Origin of the sequence: Halonotius aquaticus (assembly GCF_003605575.1) — an archaeon.
GTDB classification, from domain to species: Archaea; Halobacteriota; Halobacteria; order Halobacteriales; family Haloferacaceae; genus Halonotius; species Halonotius aquaticus.
Genome location: NZ_QKNY01000010.1, coordinates 11,485 through 33,556, shown reverse-complemented (window position 1 = coordinate 33,556; position 22,072 = coordinate 11,485). Strand labels below are relative to the sequence as shown.

Genomic DNA, 22,072 nt, shown 5'->3' with positions numbered 1-22,072 from the left:
ACGACGATCGACACCCCATCAGTTGCGCTCTAGCCGGTGTCCCCACCGCCGAACGCGGGCCGCGGTGCCGCCGGCGACCATACGCCGCACGCCAAACCAGATCGGTTGGATAATAATCGGGTTTATATATCAACATACATTAACATGTTTATGAGCAATAACTATGACTGGGATCAGATATTCCAGACCGGTAGACAACTAAGGTTGCACGAAGGGGGAGAGATTGTCCCGGGAAATGCATACGAAACTCCTCAAACGATCGAAATTACCGAAGTGAGTGGCACTGATGCTAACGGTAACTGGCCACAGGCTCTGAATTTACGTGGTACTCGTAAAAATAAAAAAACATCTGAGACAATGACTGACAATATCCACGTTAGAGAGGCCATAGAACGGGGCGATGTCTCGGTGATAGATAACATTTAGATTTTGTAATTAGCTATCAACTGTTTTTGCTGCTGTTTCCGCTGTCACGTCAGCAACTTCTGTTGTAAGATTGCTCTATTTCATATCGAAGCTCTCACCTGATCTCCTGAGTGTACCGCCGGGAGAAGACTCAAAACTCCTTCACAGCATCGGGATTGACTCCAATAGATCAATATCCAAAATCGGAACCTTTTTACCACTACATCTTATACTAAGATGTAAGGAAACCACAATGGCAATCAGTTCCCGACGTAGCGAAAACAACGAGTCGGACAGCAACCCCGAAGCAGTCGATCTTCCCGACCGCACTCAGCGGGCCCTAGAACAGTACATTACGATTACGCCGGACATTGGCCGGGCGGCAGGAGCCGATGACCTCGTCTTGGCAACCAGTGAATCCGGCAGTAGCTACCTTGTCGATCTACAGTCGAACACTTGTGAGTGCCCGGATAGTGAACACCGTGATCCAACGCTCGGATGTAAGCACCTACGGCGGGCGCGGTTTGCGCTCGGTCGGTGGCCGATCCCGGCGAACGTGGCCGAACGGTACGATATCGATCCCAGTCTTGGGGAACACACGGACGCGGAAATCGAGATTACCCCAGCCGAGGGGGTTATCGCCGGCACCCCTGACATGGAGTGATCGAGATGTCGGCAGTCCACCAGCCCGAACGAAATCAACCAACGGGCCGAACAGCCACAGTGAAAATCAACGCCGCCGGGCGGGAAACGTACCTGCGATATCTCCGCCCGGATGAACCGATCTACCAGAAGATCGCCGACGCTGGTATCATGGACGAAATCACGGTAACAGCCGCGGAGGTCGAGCGACTGATGGAGGCCGTCGGCGACGTGGAATCGACAAATCCCCACTGGCTCAATACGGCGAGCCGGGTTCGAGGGGCCGCGGTGAAGCTCGGCGTGATCTAGGCCAACACCCGCGGCAAGTCGAAACACTTTTACAACTACATCTTATACTAAGATGTGAGGAAACCACAATGGCAACTAACCTCACTAGCGAACGACGCGAAACAACGACCGCATTTACCGCAAACCAGCCGGCAGCTGCCCCACCAGCAAAACCTGACGAAATCACCGTCGCCGACACGGGTGCAGGCCTGCTTGTTTTCGTCGAGGCCGACTTGCCGGGGAAAGAGCTAGCCGGATTCGCCGACGTAAGCGACTGGGGAGCGATCCGTGACGCACTCCGAGCCCGCGGGCTTGGTGTCGGAGCAACGACGAACCTACCAGTGTTCGATATCGACGAACTACCCGCCTAAGACGGCCGGCGGCTAGTCGAGCGATCCGTATTTTTCGAGCGATTCCGCAGCCAGTAATCGAGATCACCATCCCAATCCGAAACACTTATACCACTACATCTTATACTAAGATATACGAGGAAACCACAATGGCAACGAATCAGGCAACCCTCGAATCACTCAGTACGGAAGTCGAACAGCGGTCGCCGGTCACCTTCGAGGACACGGACAGTCGCGACGACGAGATGGAGGCCGAAATGGGGGCGATGATCGACGACCTCATCGCCGCAGCTGACGAGGCCCGAGAGTCCGACGTGTTCCAGCAGTGGCTTGATGCACAGGCCGCTTTCCACGACTACAGCAGCCGGAACGCGATGCTCATCAAGATGCAGAAGCCCAACGCTACGCGGGTTGCAGGCTTCCATACGTGGCAAAACGAATTCGACCGCCATGTCAAGGAAGATGAATCCGCAATTTGGATTTGGCGGCCCAATACGGTTACATCGCACAAGTGCCCGCAGTGTGGCAATGCTCCCAGCTACCACGAATGGAACGATGATCTAGCGTGTGACCGCGCCGGCACCGACCCCGAGACGTGGGAGATCGACCCCAACGAGGAATGGGAGAAAGGCGAGATCCTTTGCGGATTCAGCCCCGCCCCTGTGTTCGACGTGAGCCAGACCGAAGGCGAGCCGCTGCCGGAGCTACCGACGGACGCGACCGGCGACGCCGGCGAGCTGTTCGAGCCGACCATCGCCGCCGGCGAAGCCCTCGGCTACAACGTCGAGGCCGTTCCAGCCAGTGAGTGGAACCGACCCGAAGACGGCTTTTGTCGATACGACGATCCGGCGACGATCCGGGCGAAGGTCGAAACTCACGCCGCGGCTGTCAGTATCCTCGTTCACGAGATCGCCCACGCCGAGCTGCACAGTCCCAGCATAGATGGCCAGGAGGAGGCTGCACGAGAGCTTGAGGCTGAAGCTGTTGCCTACGTCGTCAGTCGCAAGCTCGGCCTTGACGCCTCTGGCAGCGCGTTCTACGTGGCTGCATGGACCGACGACGAACCGGAAGAAATCGAAGAGCGACTAGATCGTATCACGTCGACAGCCAGCACGATTATCGACGCTATCGAAGCCGAACGATAGGTTTGGTTCCCCTATCGGTGGGATTCGGAGTTGGTCGGTAGCTACGAGTCGAAACACTTTTACCGATACATCTTATACTAAGATGTGAGGAAACCACAATGGCACCCGACCTTACCGAATCCACCGACCAAGAGCAGATCGCTGAGGCCGTCAAGGCCGTTATCACCGAAGAGGTACTGCAAGAGGCTCAGCTAGCCGCCGAACGGAAACGGAACGAACTCATCGACACGGAATTACACGCACCAAACGGCGATATCGATACAAGTCCCGATGTCGATACGCTGAACGAGGAAATCCGATGGACGGCGGAGGATGTCCTACTTGACGCAGTCGAAGAGGATCAGGCACCCGACGACTTGGACGGACACGCCTATGATCGAGCTGCTGAGATAGTCGATTCCTACGTCGACAAAATTATGGCTGATGTGGAGCTGACCGAACGCGGGCTTCACCAGCAAATCGCAGAACATGATGCCCGGCGGCGTGACTATGTCAATCCCGACCGCCTGTATGAACAGAAGAAGGAGGCCCGCCGGCTGTAATCACGGAAAGGGCCGAATATGCTCCTGAGTAGATTCTTGAACATCTAACAAATATAAGATCAGTGGACAGAAATGTTTTGATTCTCGACTTCACTGTTATTCTATATGTATTGGAGCGAGGAAGAGGTTGAGGACTATATTCGCTACCCGAGTGAGGGGAGTTCAAAAGAACTTGGTTCTCTAATCTACTTTATTGGGCAGAATGAGATCGGACAGGATGATTTGATAGAAGATATACTCAGCGATCTTGAGAAAGAGGGATTCGATTACGCACCGCTCAGACCTTACAATTCTCGCGAATACTATGAGGTAGAGACCAGAGAAATCCACCCTATCGATGAAGATCAGTACGTCAGGTACAATCAAATAATGCTGTACTGCATTAATATCTTGACTGAACATCCATTTGCGTTAGCGACACATCCCGATAGAGATTCTTGGCGGATTGTCACACCTGCAGATTTGAATACAAGGACTGCGAAGGAATTCTTGTTTACCTATTATGCTGAGATGGCGAAAGCAGTATCCGAATTGATTAGTGAGCACTATGATATCGATGAAATCGAAGAAATCTACGAAGAGGCCCGTCCAAGAGGGGGCGCAATAGACAGATGGAGTAACGCAGTCGACGAAAACGTGAATCTTCATCCTGTTGAGTTTATGTCTATCGCGGATCTGAAAGAGGTAGTTAGAAATAACAAAGATCTCCTAGATAAGCTAGATTTTCCCTCGAAGACACAATGTAAAGAAGCGTTTGACACGGTTGAGAAGTACCGAAATAAGGTGATGCACGGGAACCGAACCGTAATTTCTAGCAAGGAAGATGTTTCAGCTCTCGTTGAATCACTTGAGATAGCCTGCGATATCGCAGTCCGTGCTGGCGGTGATGGCCCAGGGTTAGATATCCCTCCATGAATTACATATTTTGAATTGGAGAGCACCAGCTCTCTCTGTGAAGAGAGTGGAAATCAAAATACTTATACCGATACATCTTATACTTAGATGTACGAGGAAACCACAATGGCAACCAGTTTCACAAGTCGGCAGGCTGCATTAGATCGGTTCGAATCGGTTGACAGTCAAACCCGGAATCAATTCATTGAGCACTTCGACAACGACGGCACGCTATCCTCACGGGATCGGGTACCGGGATGTGCAGTTAACGAGGCTCACACTGCGATGTGGGTTCCCGAAGACGCCGACCTCCCGATCATAATGTCGGTCGAAGAGTACGCAGAACGGCCGGTCGGCGATTGGTGGCGCGGGATTGAGGAAGCCGACGGCGACGAGATCGACGTATTCGTCCTTACGCTGGACGACGTGGCCCATGTCCTCAAAGCCGAGCTGGTCGAACGGTTGGCCGACGCCGGCGACACGACCATCAAGCCGATCCTTTCCCAAGCCCGGATGCACAACTCGAAAAATGAGGCCCCTGTTGTCTTCGAGATGGACGACGGCCGTGTATTGCTGGCCCCGCGAGCGACCGATCCCAACGACATTACAGAGGAGGAGAACTAATGGCTCTAGCTAGTGTACGACCGGGATATGACTGCCCGCAGTGTGGTGACACGGAACCGGTCGGCTACGAAAAAGATGAGGGGCCACGCGTGAAGGTCTGTCTCACCTGCCCGAAGTGTGGAGCCGAATGGATTAGATGGGAAGATCACAAGTAACGATGAGCCATCCAACGATCACCGACCCACCCGCCGGCTGGGTTACGTCGACAGCAATCGATCACCACGTTTCGTTTGTCGAATCCGACACCGGCCGGTCGATTGCGATCATGACAAGTGAGAATCCAGCAGCCGGACAGTGGAATGTGCTTGGGGTCGCCGGTTTTGAGAATCCGAGCCCGATCTTCGCAGAGAACGTCGACCGCGAAACCGCGCTGTCGACAGCTAGCCAGATCATGGACGGCGACGACGTCGAGCCGGTAGCCTACCGGGAGCCCAACCGACCCGATCCGGATGCTGAGCATAGCGATGACTTCAACGACGAGCCGAACAACGACACGACTGACGCCAATTCATCCGGACAGGTAGACCTCAGTTCCTTCACCGAATAGCTGCTATCTCGTATCGCTTGCAACCGAGGCTCTTACCGAAGATGTGAAACAGCGATACCTGTCTCAAAACTAAGAGTTTGAGCTGTGCAAGATAAGAGATTAAATCTCCCAAAGTGACACTACCGTTTGTTTCCTACTTTACGATAGATTTTCCTTTTTCCATATGCAGACCCCAGCATCCAAGAGACCAATACACCAATTAACACAGGTGGTATTATACTCAGTTCAGGCCCCAGAGCTGGTATACCAAGCAAAACACCTCCAAGCAAGAGCGGTATTAGAAATGAAATAATCAAGCTGATCGACTTCTTTGCCAGTAGTCCGTCGATTATATCTCCTGCTGTCATAGTTCAAGATCGTTCTTATTGAGAATTAATTCTTTTCATTGATATACTGTTAGACATTATCTGATATTATTTATAGAATACAACAATCTCGCTGTTTATTGCTCATTACTGTGATGGATTTAGACATGAGATTCGAGCGACTACAAAAATAGGGGATTAGTAAGCAGTGCCATCCATCATTCACTTCTCATTCTTTCACTCGTACTATACCAGCGGAGATTTTCTCTCCGGGTTCGGCACGTGTGCAGATTCCAAATTTACTGTTGATTCGGTTTTTCAGATTGATTAGTAACGGTACTATCACGATGACCCAGGGGATCGTCTCACTAATCTCTCCCGTGGGGCTAATCTGATTGAATAACTCAAGCGTTGGTATCGATATTTCTTGTGAGGGAATTGGCAGGTCAGACCACCAGATTTGAATCTTACTCAACCAAATTTTGACAGCGTTATGAATTTCCAACGGCAATCGGATATGGATCTTCCCGTTGAAAAAGACAAGGCCGAAGGCCCATGACCCAATTGAGCGCATATTAATTATCACAATTCGCTATTTAAAAACCCTCGGAGGATTACATACCTAACCGGGGGATTAGAATGGAAAGACGCACATTGTGTGTCAGCTATTAATAATATAGCCAATCTGATTGTTGTTTCACTCAGTTAGGTTAGAGTCTCTCCTGATTCCGAAACACTTTTACTGATACATCTTATAATAAGATATACGAGGAAACCACAATGGCACACAACCTCACGGTCAAGGCCGACAACTACGAGAACGAGCTTCAGCCGGAGGATCTACTCGGCTACCAGATTTTCCATCCCGGTCGCGGGCTCGGACTTGGGATCGTTCGAGAACGAACGACCATCAAAAACGGCTACGGCGATACGCGGGACGTGTTCGTCTGCGATACCCCAGCGTTCGCCGACGACCAAACGCAGGTTTACCGGAATGTCAAGACCATCATGGATAACATCGCCAACCTTGGCTACGAAGTGTTCGACGAATCGGGCGCAGTCGACCCGACCACGGAGTGAGGGAGCCAAGCATGACGACACTAACACCGACACTCCCGACGGCGACACCACCAGCCGGTGCGGTTACAATCCACCAGTTGGATCGGAGTGCGTTCGACAGCGACCGTGAGTACAAGTTTACGAAAGACGACATTCGCCGCGGTGACCAGGCGGTTTCGCTAGCGGATATTGATACACTCTACCGCCCAGTTGAGAGCATCGTCGGTACGACCGACATAGAAGCCGCCTATCACCGCGCCCAAGGACAGGTCGTTAACCGTGAACAGCGGGCCCGCCACGGTGTCCCCTCAGCCTCTCCGACTGATGTCTTCGAGGTGATCGAGGACGACGGGACGCGTTCGTTCCACATCGTCGAGAGGACGGGCTTCTCTGAGATCGAGCTCAAGCCCAAGCAAAATAGCCAGCGAGAGTAGGGCATCATGGTCGAGATCGTTCTTGAATACGAGTGTCACGTTACAGGCGACAACCACGCCGTCCCCGGCCCCGACGTACGGATCATGCGGATCGGCGACGGTGGGTTCGTAGTCGGTTGCAACTGTGTTGAACCACTTGTTGATGTCGACGACGAACCACACGAGACAGTAGATCACTTGGTAAACATCTACGCCAATGATCCGAGCCCCCGGCAGTGGCTTACGCTAGAGAGAGCCGCCGACGGCTGGTACGGAACTACCATGTGGGAATCACCAGAGGGATTCGAAGGAACAAACGGCAGCCGCCGGGCCGAGTTTCGAGACCGCGTTGCAGACATCGTCGACGAACAGGATGGCCGAGATCTCCAACCCACAGAGGATGAGCTACAAGCTCGAAAAATCGCCTGTCCGCACTGTGGAGCCACACCTGGCCAGAAATGTGAGCGTCCAAGTTGTCACCGAATCCGAAAACCTCACGCCGAGCGGATCGAGGCCGCCAAGATGGAAGGCTTGATTGACTGTGAGACAGCCACCTCCACGCAGACAACAGTCGAGAAATGGGCGTAGCACTTCAGCAGATCATCGACTAAACTAGATCGGCGACACCGCTCGGTGTTGATACGACAACATCGCCTTCGATATCCTGACACAGCTCTTTCGCAGCCTCGGTTGCTCCGGAAGGAACAACCAGCACACGCTTGTAGCCTTGCCGGGCGTAGCCTTCGAGTTGATCGATGATGTGACCTGGATTGTTATCGAGAACATCCGGGGTTTCGACCTCAGCAATCAGGTTTGTTGCCGAGAACCCTTTGACGACGAGATCCGGGTGACCATCGATCTCATCGAGATCTCGATTCCCTTCGTCACCACCGATCCCATGTTCAGCCCTCACCTCAGCATCGTCGGCGGCCCGGCTGGCCTTCTTGTACGCTTTCTTTAGCAGCCGGTCATGCTTCGAAGTAGTCCATCGTCGATACGCTTCTGCCACTCCGATAGCCCCGGCCGCACCGAGGATCAACCGTCCATACGACATATCAACGCAGAGGGGTTACAGGGAAATAAAACACCCAGAAGGGTATAGAGTAACAGCAGAGACGGTGTCTTTATACATCGGCCGAATCACGCCATCGGTGGGGAAGCCAACGAAGCTTCAACAGCCATTGTGGTTTCCTTGGCTTCTCCTACTTGCAGAGTACGTCTTCGAATCGGGAATTTAGGGTTCAGATTCATTAGCCACATGTAGGAAATCACTGACAAACCCGCGTTCAACACTCCGAAATGGTTGTAAGGAGAGATATTCCTAATGGAAGCCCAGACCGATACGAAATTGATTGTGGTTAGTTTTTGTTTTACTTTCACTACAGATGGCGAAATTTGAATACCATTCTGGTTAATCACACCTACATGAGCGTTTATCTCATCACATACGACCTCAATGACCCGGGACAAGATTACAGCGATCTCCATGACGCCATTGAGAGCTATGGGGATTTCTGCCATATACTTGAATCGTGCTGGTTAGTAGACACGGATGATTCTGTCTCTGACGTTCGGGATGAATTGAAAACGCATATTGATAATAACGACGAGCTGTTTGTGTTCAAGAAGAGTGGTGTATGGGCCACCACATTTTCTGATAACTGCACCGATTGGCTGCACGATCATTAGAGTAGCCAATGATAGAGACTACCTACGGCTAGACCACCTGAATACGGAGTGGCCAGATTTACCCCTCAAATCTCATTTAGTACTTTTCGGACGTTATCAACACGAGCCAACAACTTTTTCCCATTGCATCTTATAGTAAGGTTTAGAGGGAAACCACAATGGCATACACTTGCTCCCGCTGCGGAGATCCAGCGACGACCCTCACCGACACCGGTGACCTACTGTGCGACGATTGCAACACCACCAGCCGACACAGCGGCCAGCAGCGCGCGAGTGCTGTCGTCAGCTCACCAGGAGGATTGTGATGCAGTTCCGCGCTGTCGACGGCCACCTCCCGGTCGGCTCTCGTGTTGTCGACAGACACGCCGAGCTGCCAGAGAGCCCAGATTCAATCGAGGAGTGCCGACCGATGCGCGTCGTCGACGATGATCTCGGCCCAGCCAGTGAGGTGATCGTCGACGAAACGCCAGTTGCCGAGATACCCCCGAACGATCAGCATCCGGCTGACGACCGTGTCATCGCGGTTGTCTTCGAGGCCGACCTCAATGCCCGCACACCCGACTGGACGGATAATCTCGACACGCTCGACGAATATCTCGCATGGTTCAAACGCGAGTGGAGTGTCGCTATCCAGAAGTACCGATATCCTGTCTCCCGGCTTCAAATCCCGATCGAGACAGCAGCAACTAACTAACCAACAGCCGTTCGATCCCTATAATGACCAACACACCCAACGAGACGACCGAACCAAACGACGAACCAGTCGAGATACGTGAGTACGGTACTGTCCCAGTCTACCTCGCTCGGGACGGTGAACAGGCCGTCATCAACATTTCCAAGGCGATCCAAGACGCGACGTTCCCTGACGAGGATCCAAAAGACGCATCGCTGTATTTCATTCCCGAAGAGTACGATCAGATGGGACTGATCCCCGTCCAGCTGATGTTCGGCGAGATGGCCAAAGACGGCCGCTCCGGTGGCCGCTGGCGATCTGTCGAGCAGACCGGGACGGACGAATACTCCTCGTTCCGCGTCGAGCTCAGCGATGAAGTGCTGGAAACGCTCGATATCGATCCCGACGATCCCGAAGGTGGGCTCGTCAACCTCTTCGCCGGCGATGGCGTGATTGCACTCGGCAAGCCCGAAGTTCGAGAGATCACCATCGACGCCGACGTCGACATCATCGAGCTGCTCGGCCCGGAGGCCGGCCGCGACTATCGCGAAGTCGTGATCAACGATCGCGATCCAGCTGACGTGGCCCAAGAGCACAACCGCAGCCAGGAGATGGTCGAAAAGAACGTTCGGCGAGCGAAAGATCGGAAACGAGACCTCGAAGAAGCCGGTATCGAGACGTGACCCGCTCTGTAGAGATCGGGCCCTGTCCGGAATGCGGGTACACGTGGCAAGGACATCCAAAACCCCAGACAGCGATGTGTCCTCGATGTGCAGACTACGGTGTTGGAGCTGACAACAGTGACACCCCACGCGTCGAGGTGCCGGATGCCGGTGAGATTTAGCTAACCAACACTGAGCAGGTTATAGTTTAGATTGTTGGTTAGCTTTGCACAGAACCCGTAGGTGGGAGTCTCCGAGAGTTTATACCGGGAGCCGCGGCCACGTCGCGCCATGGGAACCCACGACCCGTGGATCGAAAGTACAGCGGATGCACTACGAGCTCGAATGCGACGGGTTCGACCTTCCAATGGTGTTCGTCGATCGGAATTGCTCGCTAACCACCACCTCGAAAATTGTGAGGGGATCGTATTGAACAGCTCTCACGGCAGGTATGGTCAACAGGCATCCGAAAACACGCCGATGAGCCGGTGACAAACGAAGAGAATACGACGCGACGTATTCACTCGCGTTGCGCCCCGGTACTTATCATACGGCGTGTCAATCTGCCAGTCGAAATGAATGCGATCCGTGCCGGTGCGATTTGGGTTGCAGGACGAATTCTCGCCGCATTAATCGTATTCCAGATTCTCGCAGTTGGTAGTCCGCTTGATTCGAGTCTCTCTCCCTTGCTACGGCTGGTCGCAATGATAGCGGCTCCAGGAACTATTGAATTAGCTGTGGCCGGAGGGTTAGTACTGGAAGAAACAAACCGGTTCTAATTCACGTCGCCGCCGTTGGCACGTGCTTCGGATGTCCCGACGCGCTTGGAGAGCGATGTCGGAGAGATATAGCTAACCAACACTGAACTGGGTATGGTCGATAATGTTGGTTAGCTTTGTATGGGTTCTGAACTCGTAGGTAGAGCTTCCAAAAGATTATATTGGAGACCGCGACCACGGCGAAATATACATAATTTTCACCCACAGGATCGGATTACCATCATCGGAGCACTAGCCGTGTACGATCTGTGGCGAGATCGAGACGACGCCCACGTAGAGCGAATTTACGCGATATTATGTGAGATCGCGGCAGAGCGTGGGTCTGATCATCCGAGTGAATTTCTGCTGCAAGACGATTCACCCCAATAAGAGAGTTAACGCGTGATCTTGGGTTGTAGCTTCACTAATACCACATGACTAAGTTGGTCGTATCTCTACAGCCAGATATCCAAGAACGCAGAAAACTCAGAGTAATAAACAAGTCATGAGAACCATATCATATCTGTATTTGCATCAATCAACTGAACAGCAGACAGACACGCAGCACCCCAAAATAAACGGATGAGTGAAACACCAACAACGGCTGGCGCGGCGAATCAACCTCCAAACGTCTTTGACGCCTGTGAACCCCGTCAAGATGTTCTCACGGGTGAGCTGGCTGAAGAACAATTCGCAGCAAGTCTCGCAGATGTCGCCCACAGTAGTGATGCCCCGGCTGTCTACGCTGATCCGCAATTGTTCTTCGAGAAGACCTATCCGACAGGTGGCCTCCAAGATTTACTGACACGACTTGCAACGCGGTTTGTCGGTGCCCATACCAACGATTACACTGGGACGAACGGCATTCTTCGCTTAGACACCAGTTTCGGCGGTGGGAAAACGCACAACCAGATCGCAGCCTATCACCTCGCTGAATCGCCGACAGCCGTCCCAGATCTTTCCGAATTCATCCTCGACGACGATATTGCGGCCGAATACACCGATGCAGCTGCGCTCGGTTTAGATGTGAATACGGCAGTGTTTGTCGGAACCCACGTGGATGCCGAAGAAGCGCGTTCAAACTACGAGGATCCAGATGCACCGGCGACGAAGACGATGTGGGGCGAACTAGCCTACCAGCTCTTCGGCCGGGACGGATACGAATTCCTCCGGGAGAACGACGAGAATCGGACACCACCAGGAACGACGAAACTCGAACGGCTCTTTGATCGAAACGACAACCCCTCGCTCATCCTCATCGACGAGATCGCCGCCTATCTTGAACAGGCGGCTGCGGTCGAAATTGGAGACTCAACGCTCGCAAAGCAGACGAATACGTTCTTGATGTCGTTGCTATCCGCGACGCAGAACAACGACAAGGCGACGGTCGTACTCAGTATTGCAGATACAGCATTCGCAGATCAGGCCGAAGATGTCCGTGGTCTCGTATCGGAGACCATCGCCGAGTTCAACAGTATCAGTGACCGGGTCGAGGGCTCGATCACGCCGACTGAAGACAACGAAATTGCAGCAGTCCTCCGCCACCGACTGTTCGAAACAGTCGAAAAAGAGGGTCGTGACGCTACTGTAGACACATACATATCGTTCTACACAGGGGATAACGATTCCTTCCCAGACAGTGCAAGTAACCCAGAGCATCGGACTCGCCTCGAGGAGAGTTACCCGATTCATCCGACCGTTATCGACACGCTCACCGAAGAGCTAGACTCATTGCCATCGTTCCAACGGACGCGTGGCGCGCTGAAGCTACTCTCTAGGGGCGTCTATCGGCTCTGGCAAGAACAAAGCGAGAGTCAAGGGCGACACTTCGTACGGTTATTCGATCTCCATCCAGCAGATGGTGACGTTCGATCCCAGCTCCTCAGACTGTTTTCGTCGGTCGATATGGACTTTGAGGCCGCGATCAAGGCCGATATCTACTCTGAAGATGGGACAGCCAACGCAGAAGAGGAAGATCGCAACTGGCTGCCAAACGGCCATCCCCCACTGGGAACACAACTGACAACCACTATTCTCTGGAAGAGCATTGTCAAGGGTGCCGATGGGCGGGGCACCACCAGACGGCCATTGCGACATGCAATTGCAAACACGGGGGTAGAATTAGCCCACTACGATGACGCCCTCAACAACCTGCTGGGAGAAGGGCGTCGATCAGCCTGTTTCTATCTCCATGGTGACAACGGCGAGAAAATCCAATTCAAATCCGAACCGAACCTGACGAAACTCGTCGACTCCGTCGTCGAGCAGCTGCAGGACGGGTTGTCCCGACGACATCTTGAGGAAGCCCTCGACGAAGCACTCGGACAGGGGAGCCTCAATGTCATCGTCGGCCCGGAGGAGCCCCACGAGATTCCCGACACAGCCGATGAGGCCCATCTCTGTGTGATGGACTTTGATACGGTCACTATCGACGATTATGAGACCGTTCCAGACACCATCCAAACACTATTCAAGAATACTGCGTCCTCCAGTGGCGGCCAGAAGACCCCCAGAGTGTTCAAGAACAACGTTGTCTTCCTTGCTGCCAGTGCGAACGACGTAACTGACGCAAAGCGAACGGCCGAACGCGTCGCTGCGATCAAACACATTCAGGCGAATCTTGGTGACCAATACGAGCTGAACGGAGATCAGCAGGACAAGCTCGGCGAGCGGCTTGACAGCGCGAAAGGCACGCTCGATCAGGATATCAAGAAAGCCTATACACATCTCTATTTCCCAGCGGCAGATGGCCTTGCCCATCGTAACGTCACGACCGATAGTACGATCCACCAGAGTGTAATCGAGAAACTCGATGAAGCAGGCGCGATCATTCCCGAAGGGGAAGATGCCTATGGCGTCGATTGGTTCGAAGCAACGATCTGGAACGTCGGCGCGAGCGCAATGACAACACGCGCCCTCGAAGAGCAATTCGGGAAGCGGCAGGACGCAGAAATCTTACTCTCGCCAATTCCACTCAGGAAAACGATTGCTCAGCTCGTTCGTGACGACGGGTATGCCTACTGGGATGAGGAGCAGAAGACCGGGTACTACTCGTCCGAGGCGACGCTCACTGCGACTGATCACGAACTCGACGACGCGAAGAATCTGCACGCAGGCGTTGGATATCAAGATGTCAAGCTCTCACAGTCTCAGACGCTGTATACCTCTATCGACGAACTGGTGGCGGATATCGCGAACGAAATCGACTGGGAAGAGCCTGAAGAGCCGGACGAAACAGAGGATGACAAGGGGTCAGGTGAGAGTGGTAGTTCAGATACGGGTGGTGGTTCAGATGATGACACCGGCCCCACAGAGATCGACGAGCCAAAGCCGTTCAGCAAGCTGATCGAAGTCCGTACCTCTGAGCCAGCTCACGTCTCCCGTGCGCTGCAGGAGATGCGAGCCGATATCGCTGATTCGCTTACCGAAGCGCGTGACGAATATGATGGTCATCCCGATGAGCTAACGCCGATTGTTGAAGGGGTATGGATCAAGATCGACGGAGCCGACGCATGGAAAGGAGCATGGTTTACTGCGAATAAACTCAGTAATGAAACCGCATTTGCAGACGACACGGCGATGGAATTCGATTATGAGGCCACTGATGGAGCAGATTCAACCTCGCAGTTCGAAGTCGACTTCGAGGGGCGACCAGACGTATTCGCAAGCCATCTGCGATTTAATATGGAGCCCGAAGATCTCGCAACTCCCGATGGAGGCCGGACTGCAGAAGCCGAATTCGCTATAGAATTCGCAGATGACGACAATCGGCTTTACGGGGATACCTTCGACGAGCTTGATGATCTCCTTGCAGTCGACAATGCCTTTACCGTCACAATGCACGCACAACTACGAGTTATCGAGAGTAGTGAGGTAACTAACATATGAGCCACGGGATAACAGAGGGCAACTCGTTTGCCTTTACCACTGGAGCCTACGGAAACCGGCCTACATTCGTACTAACCCGCCGGCGAGTTGACGACCAACACGAGATCACACTGTATGAGTTGGTGCCAGAAGACATTGCCACCGCTCGCCAGGAACGTTTCGATCGGGCCCAGAAGTCAGTGAAAATTACGGTTTGTGAGCTGTCGGAGACGATTATCGGAGACCATACACCATCTGAGCTACCAGGTGCGGACGACACAGCCTATGACTGGGATGGGTGGTCTGGGATTCGAATTGCGACGCTACGTGGTGGGGCCTTCAATGAAGTATCATTCTTAATTGAATCGACGTTCCGGGAGTTAGATCTTGATCCCGAAATCGTCTGTACGGGCGATCCAGCCAGTGTGAGCCTTACAGAGGCGGCTGGCGTGCGCCTATCGATTGCGTTTCGGGCGATGAAGCCGATGCGACGACGAGATCGGTTGCGAGCCATCGCAAAGGGGGTCGATCAAATGAGTCTCGGTGAATGCTATTATTGGCACGCTAAAGCTCGATCACCGAATTCCCCGGGAGGCTGCAAAGCTCTTCGAGTATTGCTTGCTGATCATATTTAAAATAATAATGACAATAAATAGTAATGAAAACATAGACGATCCGGAATCTAATGTACCAAACAAAGTAGCCATAGAATCGAATTTGCCTTTGACTCCGATTGACATCGAGAGTCAAAAAGACATGGAATCTGGAAGATATCATAAAATACAGAGTCTACAAAAATGGTTCGCATCACGACCCACACCAGCTGTCAGATTAGCCATTCTTGCATCAGTTTATCCAGGTGAAATAGATCCAGATCACCTTTTGCAACTTATGCAGATAGGGCCGAAGGAAATCGACTCAGATATATCATCATACGTGCAGGGAAAATTCGCGGAGAAAAGAACCAGTGGTACTGTCGATGACCACTATGGTTATCCTAATCCCAATACGCAATCACCTACTCAAGCTGAAATAGAGAATCTACACGCTGAATTGGCAGAAGGTTGGGGTGGAAAAGTTCCAACAGTACTTGATCCTACAGCTGGTAGGGGGGTTATTCCGTTCGAGGCGATTCGATACGGCCTCCCAGCAAAAGCTAATGAACTTAATCCAGTACCTTCAATCATAATACGTGCTGTTTTAGAATATGCACCAGAAGTAGGTTCAATTGAACCAGATATTAGCGAATGGTGTAACAAAATCCATGATAAAGCAAAATCAAATATTAAATCCTACTATCCTACCAAAGAAAAAGATAGACAAATATTGAATTCAGCCTGTAGTTATATAATACGATGTGATTCTTGCGGTGGTAGTATTCCACTCACGAAAAAATGGTGGCTGAATAAAACATCCAAAGGAGGTGATGCAATTAAACCAAAATATATTGATGGAGAAGTGGAATATAAACACGTTAAAGTAGAGGATGTATCAGATAATAAATACGACCCGAATGATGGCCCTGTAAAAGGTGGTAGTGCAGAATGTCCACACTGTGGAGTCCCAACAGAAGAAGAAACCATCCAAGAGAAGCTGAAACAAGGCGAATTTGAATATACTGTGTATGGAGTAAATTATGAATCCGTAGATGGGGAGCAGTCATTTCGCGCCGGAGAAGATATTGATATTCAAGGAATCGAAAAAGCCGAAGAACGAATAAATTCTGACTTCGAATTACTAACTTTTCTTAGTGAACCGATTGAGGCTAGCAGTAGAATCAACGATCCGAGAAATTATGGAATGGAAGAATGGCGCGATATTTTCACACCAAGACAACTTGTTGTGCATTATGAATATCTCAAAGCCTATGAGCATTTTAAATCTGAAATTAAAACACGATATGAGACAAAAAAGGCCGAAGCAATTCTCACGGTACTTTCGTTTATAGCTACAAGATCTATTAATTTCAATTCACGTTTAACTCAATGGTATGATAAAAAAGGAACTGGAAGCAATATGTTTGCAGAGAATAATTTTGCTCTTAAGAAAATGTTTGTTGATAATAATTTAGCTGCTCCACGGCGGGGATATAAGAAATGTTCAAGCCATGTTATAGAATCATACGAAGACTTAGCCTCATACGAAACATTTGCCGATGCTGAGACCACCTGTCAAGATGCTGCTACACTTACTAACAAATGGGATTATGAGAGTATAGACGTTGCAGTAGTAGATCCACCTTATTATAGCAGTGTAATGTATGCAGAATTGGCTGATGTGTTTTATGTTATACAGAAAGAATATCTAGAGGATATTCACTCTGACCTGTTTGAATCCAAATTGACTAATAAAGATGATGAGGCTGTGGCAAACCAATCTCGATTTGATGACATAGCACAAGGAGAGGAATCAAAAGAACAACTCGCTGATGATTTTTATGAACAGAAGATGGAGGATATATTTTCTGAAATATTTGAATTGCTTACTGAAGGAGGGATTATGACAGTTATGTTTACTCATCGAGACATGGACGCCTGGGATACGTTGACAACAGCTCTAATAAATTCAGGGTTTAAGATCACAGCCACACACCCAATAAAAACTGAAAAATCAGATAGAATCAGCATGAGAGGAAATGCCAGTGCTGATAGCTCAATATTCCTGGTCGGTCGAAAACGTAGTCATAATTCAGATGAAAAGGCTACTCTATGGGAAGATGTAAAAGATCAAATCAGTTATGTGGCAAAACAACGAGCTAAAGAGATTCTCGACTCTGGTTACAATATCTCAAAAACGGACACCGCTATCTCCGCATACGGGCCTACCCTTCAAAAATACGCTGAGGAATATCCAGTTGTAAACAAGAAAGGCGATGAAATCAGGCCGAGAGAAGCACTCAGTGAAGCCCGAAAAGCGGTTACTAGTGTATTAGCAGAACGATATTTGGATACCGAAGGGGTGGACGAGCTTGATCCTCTTACACGATGGTATGTGCTTGCATGGCTTGTTTATGAAAACGATACCTTCCCTTATGATGAAGGTCGACAACTCGGTGTTGCTGCTGGAATAGATATTGATAAAATTAAACGCTCTACCAAGATTTGGGGGAAATCTAGAGGCGACATTCAAATTAAAAATCATAATGACCGGGTTCAAGATATTGTCCTCCTTAGAAACGAGAGCGCAGACAATCCCTCTTCACGAAAATATCCTGTAAACCCAACAGACACCCGATTTACTTATACTATTGATACAATTCATGCGTTATTACATGTCTATGAGCGTGAGGGGCCAAGATTCGCCTGGGAATGGATGAGAGAACGTGGATTAAAATCTGATGATGCTTTTGAAATTGCTCTAACTGCACTTCTAGAGGTTTTGCCTTCGAAAACAGAGATGCATTCAACGCTTTTAGATATCATCTCAGGTGAAACCGGGGAGTATCTAAATATTAATACGAGCCACATCGACATGTCTGGAGCTGACAGACAAACCGAACTCGGTGATCACCAGTAATGTCACTGCAGGATGTCTCTTGGGAGCCGGTGTACGAGAGCAAGTTCGAAACAAATCGAACGCTCATGGAGACGTTTTACCGGCCATTCCTTAACGAGGTCATCCGCTATGATCGGCTGGCTGGCTATCTGAGTCTCCGAAGCTTGGCACACGCCCTCGAAGGAGTTGACTCCCTTCTAGAGACAGACGGGACAGTACGTGTGATTGCTGGAGCCGATCTCCAAAAGCGTGAGAAAGGCGCGATGTTTCCCGATGCCGATGAACCGCTTGAACCGTGGGTTGAATCACAGCTCACCATCATCGCGACACTCCTCGACCGTGGTGATCTCAAAATCAAGGTCGGCGACCCGAAGGGTGGTGACGGGCTCTTCCACCCAAAGCTTGGGATCGGGGTTGACCGCAAAGGCAACAAGATCAGCTTCGAAGGAAGCATCAACGAGACGCTCAGTGCGTGGCAGTACAATTACGAACGCTTCAAAGTGCATCGCTCGTGGAGCCGCGGCGAAGCAAAGTACGTAGAGGAAGATGTCTCGACGTTCAATGCACTTTGGAACGGTTTCCACCCCTCTGTCGATGTGTACCAACTTGATGAGGCAGCCCGTGAGAATCTCATCGACTGGAAGGACACAGATGGGTCACTCGATGACCACGTCGAACGCGTCAGAAACCACGATCCCCAGACGACTGTTCCTGAAGACGATACTGCTGGGGTTATCTCGCTAGCCGGGCGAACACCTGGCGGAATACATCTCGCGGAGGAAATCAGTACGGTCACCCCCTGGCCCCACCAGCGGACGATCTCCGACACAGCGGTCAGTATTTACCCAAACAATCTACTCTTTTGTGACGAAGTTGGACTCGGCAAAACCATCGAAGCCGGGCTGACATTGTCACGACTCATGCAGGTCGGCGATGTGGACACCGCCTTATTTTTGGTTCCTGCTGGGCTGGTACAACAGTGGCAGACTGAGCTCTTAGAGCGGTTCAACATTCACGCGTACTACCACGAGCGATCTCACGACGGTGATTACATGGTTGGCCCCTTCGGGAGTAGCGAAGACAATCGTATCCCGACACGTGGGGGTGTCGATGCCGAAAACTGGGCGAACACACCAATCGGCTCGTTTGTCACTGATCGAGACAAGCCCACCGTCGTGATTGAATCATGGCATACCGCCCGTCGGGAGGGTAATCAAACACATGTCGCCCCGGCAGTAGATGGAAATGCCTGGGATCTCACCGTCGTCGACGAGGCACACAGTGCTCGCGAGGAGACGAAACTCTATGAGCTTCTGGGCCAGGTCGAAGCTGTCTCAGAGTGTCTGTACGCGCTTACCGCAACGCCGATGCAGCTGAACGTGGGCGAACTCTACGACCTACTCCGCTTGTGTGATCTCTCTGAGGGGTGGGACGATAAGGAACGGTTTGAGGAATTCTTCGAGACACGGCAAGCACTTGAAACGAGTCTCAACAGTGTCGGGAGTCGGTACCAGAACCTACAGGACGGACGAGAGCAAGTCCTCCAACAGTTCCAGAAACAGCTTGAGCTCGAAGAAGGCGAAGGCCGTCCGAAAATCGAACGGTTCGGCCAACTGATCCATGAGCACCTCACGTCTAATCCCGGCTATGACGATCAAGCTGAATCCCTCATTGAGTCAACTGATACACCAGGGATTCAACAGCGGAAGGCTCTGGAGAAGCTCCTCGGCGTGCGTGAGACATCTTCACGGTTCGACGATCCACGCTCGCTAACGTTTGATTGTGGGCCTACAAGCTGGCAAGCTCTCGTCGAGGCCTCCCAATGGGCCACCCCTGTCCAATCACGTATCTTCCGGAATACACGGGCTGTCTTAGAGAAATGCCAGGAAATCGGACTCCTCAAAGATACCGTCCCGACACGGAATGTGACCACCAAACGGATCGAATTAGGAGACGCGAAACCACTGTACGAGCAGGTCGAGAAGTATATTGATGAGACCTACAAGCAATCTCAGAAGGTGCTCACTGGAAAGGAAAAGCTCGCCTTGGGGTTCGTGATGACCACCTACCGACAACGGCTCACGAGTAGTCTCCACGCAATCACACAGAGTCTCCAACGGCGCCGCGAAAAACTCGACCAACGGGTTGCAGATATGACTGACGAGGTCTCCGATCTGAGTGATGATACCGGTGTCATGGAGGCCACGATCGACGAGGCGGTTGGGCAAGCCTCACTGGATGCATACCAGCCAAGCAGTCAGGATGCGACAGATGTTGTCGAAGCCGAGCGAGATGCCCTCGACGCGTTCGTTGACGATCTTAAGCAAGCACGTGCTGATCCGAAGATTGCTCAGCTACGGCGAGATATTCGATCACTCCGGCAAAGTGCCCGAGACAACGTCATCATCTTCACACAGTATCACGATACACTTGAGCACATTCGAAACACCTTGACCGACACCCATCCGAATGTCGGCACCTACAGTGGCGGTGGGGGAATGCAATACGATGAGGCAGCTGACGAATGGGTAGATGTCGGAAAGGAAGCGATTAAACGCGATTTCACCGACGGCGCGACCAATATACTCATTTGCACTGATAGTGCCAGTGAGGGACTTAATCTCCAGACTGCAGACGCGTTGATTAATTTCGATCTTCCGTGGAATCCGATGCGGGTTGAACAACGGATCGGCCGCATTGATCGAATTGGGCAGAAGAACGAGGTCGTCAAGATCATCAATTACGCCTACACAGACAGCATCGATGGCGATATCTACGAGGAACTGGAGGATCGATTGAAACTCTTCGAAAATGTTGTTGGGCCAATGCGGCCGGTGCTGAATAGCATCGAACAGGATATCAAAAGTGCAGTGATGGGTAGCACAGGTGACGCAAACTCGGATGCTAGCGAGCGGGTTGTCGAAGAAGCAGACTCACGGGCAAAACAAGCCAAACAGAAGGCTGAGGAGACTGGGTTGACAGACAGTGCGGAGGATTCTGCCACGGAATCTGAGATCATCGAAAGTGCTGGGCTTGAGGGATGGGAGCCACATTGTCATCCCGCATTCGATGAGATCGGAACCGGTGGGAAAGCATACGAACCGCTGGTGAGTCTTGAGACGATCGAGACGCAGCTCACCCAGAGTGAACCATTGGATGATGCTGGCTGGACGTTTACTGCACTCCGCAACCACCCCCAAGCAGAAGCGTTCGAGGCTGTCGTCGATGACACATATGTCTTAGAGCTCCCAGATGTAGATAACATATCGGTGCCAGAATCACTCAGTAACACAGCTCAAGCCGAACTTGGTGAAGGAGAAGGTATCGTGGTAACGTTTACACCGGAGATTGCCGAGCAATATCCCTCAATTCGATTGTTACTCCCGAACGACCCATTATTCGAGCTCCTAGTGCAACAGGCGACACCAGAGCAGTTGGAGAGTCTGAAGCTTATTTGTGGAAAACACGGTGAAGGCGGCTCTACAGTTACACGGAGTAACCGTATAGTAGATAGCAACGACGCTGTAGTCGTGGAACCAGCAGTTACGACTGATCAGGCACAAAATTTGCTCGGTGGGGATACTGCGATTCAAGATGTTGAGACCGCTGAAGAGACTGTTCTCACATGGTTGTCAGCAAAAAGTCATTAAACTGTTATTGATCAGCTTCGCTCCCGGAAATACAAGCTCCATTTATATACTCTGACGTAGCAAC

Annotated in this window: 21 protein-coding genes; 18 read left to right on the top strand and 3 right to left on the bottom strand. The window is 51.4% G+C overall.

All coding sequences use genetic code 11. The features are described from left to right. Window positions 1-150 precede the first annotated feature (150 nt). The 9 genes from DM826_RS07365 to DM826_RS07325 all read left to right on the top strand — a co-directional run bounded on the left by DM826_RS07365 (window position 151) and on the right by DM826_RS07325 (window position 5,437). On the top strand, window positions 151-426 hold the full coding sequence (locus DM826_RS07365) for a hypothetical protein (protein WP_120102759.1): 276 nt from the start codon (window positions 151-153) through the stop codon (window positions 424-426). Between the two features lie 232 nt (window positions 427-658). After that, window positions 659-1,069, top strand: coding sequence for a hypothetical protein (locus DM826_RS07360; RefSeq protein WP_120102758.1), 411 nt, complete (start codon window positions 659-661; stop codon window positions 1,067-1,069). A gap of 5 nt (window positions 1,070-1,074) precedes the next feature. Next, entirely contained in the window at window positions 1,075-1,356 is a 282-nt protein-coding gene (locus DM826_RS07355; RefSeq protein WP_133304657.1) for a hypothetical protein, read from the top strand. Between the two features lie 68 nt (window positions 1,357-1,424). Further along, the gene (locus tag DM826_RS07350) at window positions 1,425-1,706 is read left to right on the top strand and encodes a hypothetical protein (protein ID WP_120102756.1); all 282 of its coding nucleotides are present in this window, start codon (window positions 1,425-1,427) and stop codon (window positions 1,704-1,706) included. 128 nt (window positions 1,707-1,834) lie between these two features. Next, the gene (locus tag DM826_RS07345) at window positions 1,835-2,830 is read left to right on the top strand and encodes an ArdC-like ssDNA-binding domain-containing protein (RefSeq protein ID WP_120102755.1); all 996 of its coding nucleotides are present in this window, start codon (window positions 1,835-1,837) and stop codon (window positions 2,828-2,830) included. Between the two features lie 98 nt (window positions 2,831-2,928). Beyond that, window positions 2,929-3,372, top strand: a complete 444-nt coding sequence (locus tag DM826_RS07340; RefSeq protein WP_120102754.1) for a hypothetical protein — start codon at window positions 2,929-2,931, stop codon at window positions 3,370-3,372. 105 nt (window positions 3,373-3,477) lie between these two features. Beyond that, window positions 3,478-4,287, top strand: a complete 810-nt coding sequence (locus tag DM826_RS07335; RefSeq protein ID WP_120102753.1) for a hypothetical protein — start codon at window positions 3,478-3,480, stop codon at window positions 4,285-4,287. 105 nt (window positions 4,288-4,392) lie between these two features. Next, a complete protein-coding gene (locus tag DM826_RS07330) occupies window positions 4,393-4,890 on the top strand; it encodes a hypothetical protein (RefSeq protein ID WP_165853270.1) in 498 nt (165 codons plus the stop codon). A 136-nt stretch (window positions 4,891-5,026) separates the two neighbouring features. Next, window positions 5,027-5,437: a hypothetical protein gene (locus DM826_RS07325; protein ID WP_133304656.1), complete on the top strand. Its 411-nt coding sequence runs from the start codon at window positions 5,027-5,029 to the stop codon at window positions 5,435-5,437. A gap of 119 nt (window positions 5,438-5,556) precedes the next feature. On the opposite strand, the gene DM826_RS12840 is transcribed toward DM826_RS07325, so the two are convergent. Continuing rightward, the gene (locus tag DM826_RS12840; protein ID WP_133304655.1) at window positions 5,557-5,784 is read right to left on the bottom strand and encodes a hypothetical protein; all 228 of its coding nucleotides are present in this window, start codon (window positions 5,782-5,784) and stop codon (window positions 5,557-5,559) included. Window positions 5,785-6,522: 738 nt separating this feature from the next. Here DM826_RS12840 and DM826_RS07315 point away from each other — a divergent pair. Genes DM826_RS07315 through DM826_RS07305 form a run of 3 tightly spaced genes read left to right on the top strand, consistent with a single transcriptional unit; the run spans window position 6,523 to window position 7,802 of the window. Then, a complete protein-coding gene (locus tag DM826_RS07315; RefSeq protein WP_120102749.1) occupies window positions 6,523-6,822 on the top strand; it encodes a hypothetical protein in 300 nt (99 codons plus the stop codon). Between the two features lie 11 nt (window positions 6,823-6,833). After that, window positions 6,834-7,235: a YodL domain-containing protein gene (locus DM826_RS07310; RefSeq protein ID WP_120102748.1), complete on the top strand. Its 402-nt coding sequence runs from the start codon at window positions 6,834-6,836 to the stop codon at window positions 7,233-7,235. A 6-nt stretch (window positions 7,236-7,241) separates the two neighbouring features. After that, window positions 7,242-7,802 carry a zinc finger domain-containing protein gene (locus DM826_RS07305; RefSeq protein WP_120102747.1) on the top strand — a complete coding sequence of 187 codons (561 nt, stop codon included), beginning with the start codon at window positions 7,242-7,244 and terminating at the stop codon, window positions 7,800-7,802. Window positions 7,803-7,821: 19 nt separating this feature from the next. Here the strand turns inward: DM826_RS07305 and DM826_RS07300 are convergent, their stop codons facing one another. Next, complete coding sequence (locus DM826_RS07300; RefSeq protein WP_120102746.1) at window positions 7,822-8,268, bottom strand: hypothetical protein; 447 nt, start codon at window positions 8,266-8,268, stop codon at window positions 7,822-7,824. Between the two features lie 86 nt (window positions 8,269-8,354). Further along, window positions 8,355-8,735 (bottom strand): hypothetical protein, encoded by a 381-nt coding sequence (locus DM826_RS12835; protein WP_133304654.1) that lies wholly within the window; start codon window positions 8,733-8,735, stop codon window positions 8,355-8,357. Between the two features lie 472 nt (window positions 8,736-9,207). Between DM826_RS12835 and DM826_RS07290 the strand changes: the two genes are divergently transcribed. The 6 genes from DM826_RS07290 (at window position 9,208) to DM826_RS07265 (ending at window position 22,008) form a co-directional block, all read left to right on the top strand. Continuing rightward, complete coding sequence (locus DM826_RS07290; RefSeq protein WP_120102744.1) at window positions 9,208-9,597, top strand: hypothetical protein; 390 nt, start codon at window positions 9,208-9,210, stop codon at window positions 9,595-9,597. Window positions 9,598-9,620: 23 nt separating this feature from the next. Continuing rightward, window positions 9,621-10,259 carry a hypothetical protein gene (locus DM826_RS07285; RefSeq protein ID WP_120102743.1) on the top strand — a complete coding sequence of 213 codons (639 nt, stop codon included), beginning with the start codon at window positions 9,621-9,623 and terminating at the stop codon, window positions 10,257-10,259. A gap of 1,319 nt (window positions 10,260-11,578) precedes the next feature. Then, window positions 11,579-14,884, top strand: coding sequence for an ATP-binding protein (locus DM826_RS07280; RefSeq protein ID WP_120102742.1), 3,306 nt, complete (start codon window positions 11,579-11,581; stop codon window positions 14,882-14,884). Beyond that, entirely contained in the window at window positions 14,881-15,498 is a 618-nt protein-coding gene (locus DM826_RS13400; RefSeq protein WP_120102741.1) for a DUF7680 family protein, read from the top strand. The genes DM826_RS07280 and DM826_RS13400 overlap by 4 nt, the downstream gene beginning before the upstream one ends. After that, complete coding sequence (locus tag DM826_RS07270; RefSeq protein ID WP_233735706.1) at window positions 15,407-18,379, top strand: DUF1156 domain-containing protein; 2,973 nt, start codon at window positions 15,407-15,409, stop codon at window positions 18,377-18,379. The genes DM826_RS13400 and DM826_RS07270 overlap by 92 nt, the downstream gene beginning before the upstream one ends. Further along, a complete protein-coding gene (locus tag DM826_RS07265) occupies window positions 18,379-22,008 on the top strand; it encodes a DEAD/DEAH box helicase (protein WP_120102739.1) in 3,630 nt (1,209 codons plus the stop codon). Before DM826_RS07270 ends, DM826_RS07265 begins: the two co-directional genes overlap by 1 nt. The last annotated feature ends 64 nt before the right edge of the window (window positions 22,009-22,072 follow it).

Excerpts from the sequence above, each read along its gene's own strand:
- DM826_RS07330 (WP_165853270.1), top strand. The coding sequence starts at position 4,393 with ATGGCAACCAGTTTCACAAGTCGGCAGGCTGCATTAGATCGGTTCGAA.
- DM826_RS07290 (WP_120102744.1), top strand. The coding sequence starts at position 9,208 with ATGCAGTTCCGCGCTGTCGACGGCCACCTCCCGGTCGGCTCTCGTGTT.
- DM826_RS07300 (WP_120102746.1), bottom strand. The coding sequence starts at position 8,268 with ATGTCGTATGGACGGTTGATCCTCGGTGCGGCCGGGGCTATCGGAGTG.
- DM826_RS07350 (WP_120102756.1), top strand. The coding sequence starts at position 1,425 with ATGGCAACTAACCTCACTAGCGAACGACGCGAAACAACGACCGCATTT.
- DM826_RS07280 (WP_120102742.1), top strand. The coding sequence starts at position 11,579 with ATGAGTGAAACACCAACAACGGCTGGCGCGGCGAATCAACCTCCAAAC.
- DM826_RS07310 (WP_120102748.1), top strand. The coding sequence starts at position 6,834 with ATGACGACACTAACACCGACACTCCCGACGGCGACACCACCAGCCGGT.
- DM826_RS12840 (WP_133304655.1), bottom strand. The coding sequence starts at position 5,784 with ATGACAGCAGGAGATATAATCGACGGACTACTGGCAAAGAAGTCGATC.
- DM826_RS12835 (WP_133304654.1), bottom strand. The coding sequence starts at position 8,735 with ATGGCAGAAATCCCCATAGCTCTCAATGGCGTCATGGAGATCGCTGTA.
- DM826_RS07265 (WP_120102739.1), top strand. The coding sequence starts at position 18,379 with ATGTCACTGCAGGATGTCTCTTGGGAGCCGGTGTACGAGAGCAAGTTC.
- DM826_RS13400 (WP_120102741.1), top strand. The coding sequence starts at position 14,881 with ATGAGCCACGGGATAACAGAGGGCAACTCGTTTGCCTTTACCACTGGA.
- DM826_RS07335 (WP_120102753.1), top strand. The coding sequence starts at position 3,478 with ATGTATTGGAGCGAGGAAGAGGTTGAGGACTATATTCGCTACCCGAGT.
- DM826_RS07360 (WP_120102758.1), top strand. The coding sequence starts at position 659 with ATGGCAATCAGTTCCCGACGTAGCGAAAACAACGAGTCGGACAGCAAC.
- DM826_RS07340 (WP_120102754.1), top strand. The coding sequence starts at position 2,929 with ATGGCACCCGACCTTACCGAATCCACCGACCAAGAGCAGATCGCTGAG.
- DM826_RS07345 (WP_120102755.1), top strand. The coding sequence starts at position 1,835 with ATGGCAACGAATCAGGCAACCCTCGAATCACTCAGTACGGAAGTCGAA.
- DM826_RS07285 (WP_120102743.1), top strand. The coding sequence starts at position 9,621 with ATGACCAACACACCCAACGAGACGACCGAACCAAACGACGAACCAGTC.
- DM826_RS07355 (WP_133304657.1), top strand. The coding sequence starts at position 1,075 with ATGTCGGCAGTCCACCAGCCCGAACGAAATCAACCAACGGGCCGAACA.
- DM826_RS07365 (WP_120102759.1), top strand. The coding sequence starts at position 151 with ATGAGCAATAACTATGACTGGGATCAGATATTCCAGACCGGTAGACAA.
- DM826_RS07325 (WP_133304656.1), top strand. The coding sequence starts at position 5,027 with ATGGGAAGATCACAAGTAACGATGAGCCATCCAACGATCACCGACCCA.
- DM826_RS07305 (WP_120102747.1), top strand. The coding sequence starts at position 7,242 with ATGGTCGAGATCGTTCTTGAATACGAGTGTCACGTTACAGGCGACAAC.
- DM826_RS07315 (WP_120102749.1), top strand. The coding sequence starts at position 6,523 with ATGGCACACAACCTCACGGTCAAGGCCGACAACTACGAGAACGAGCTT.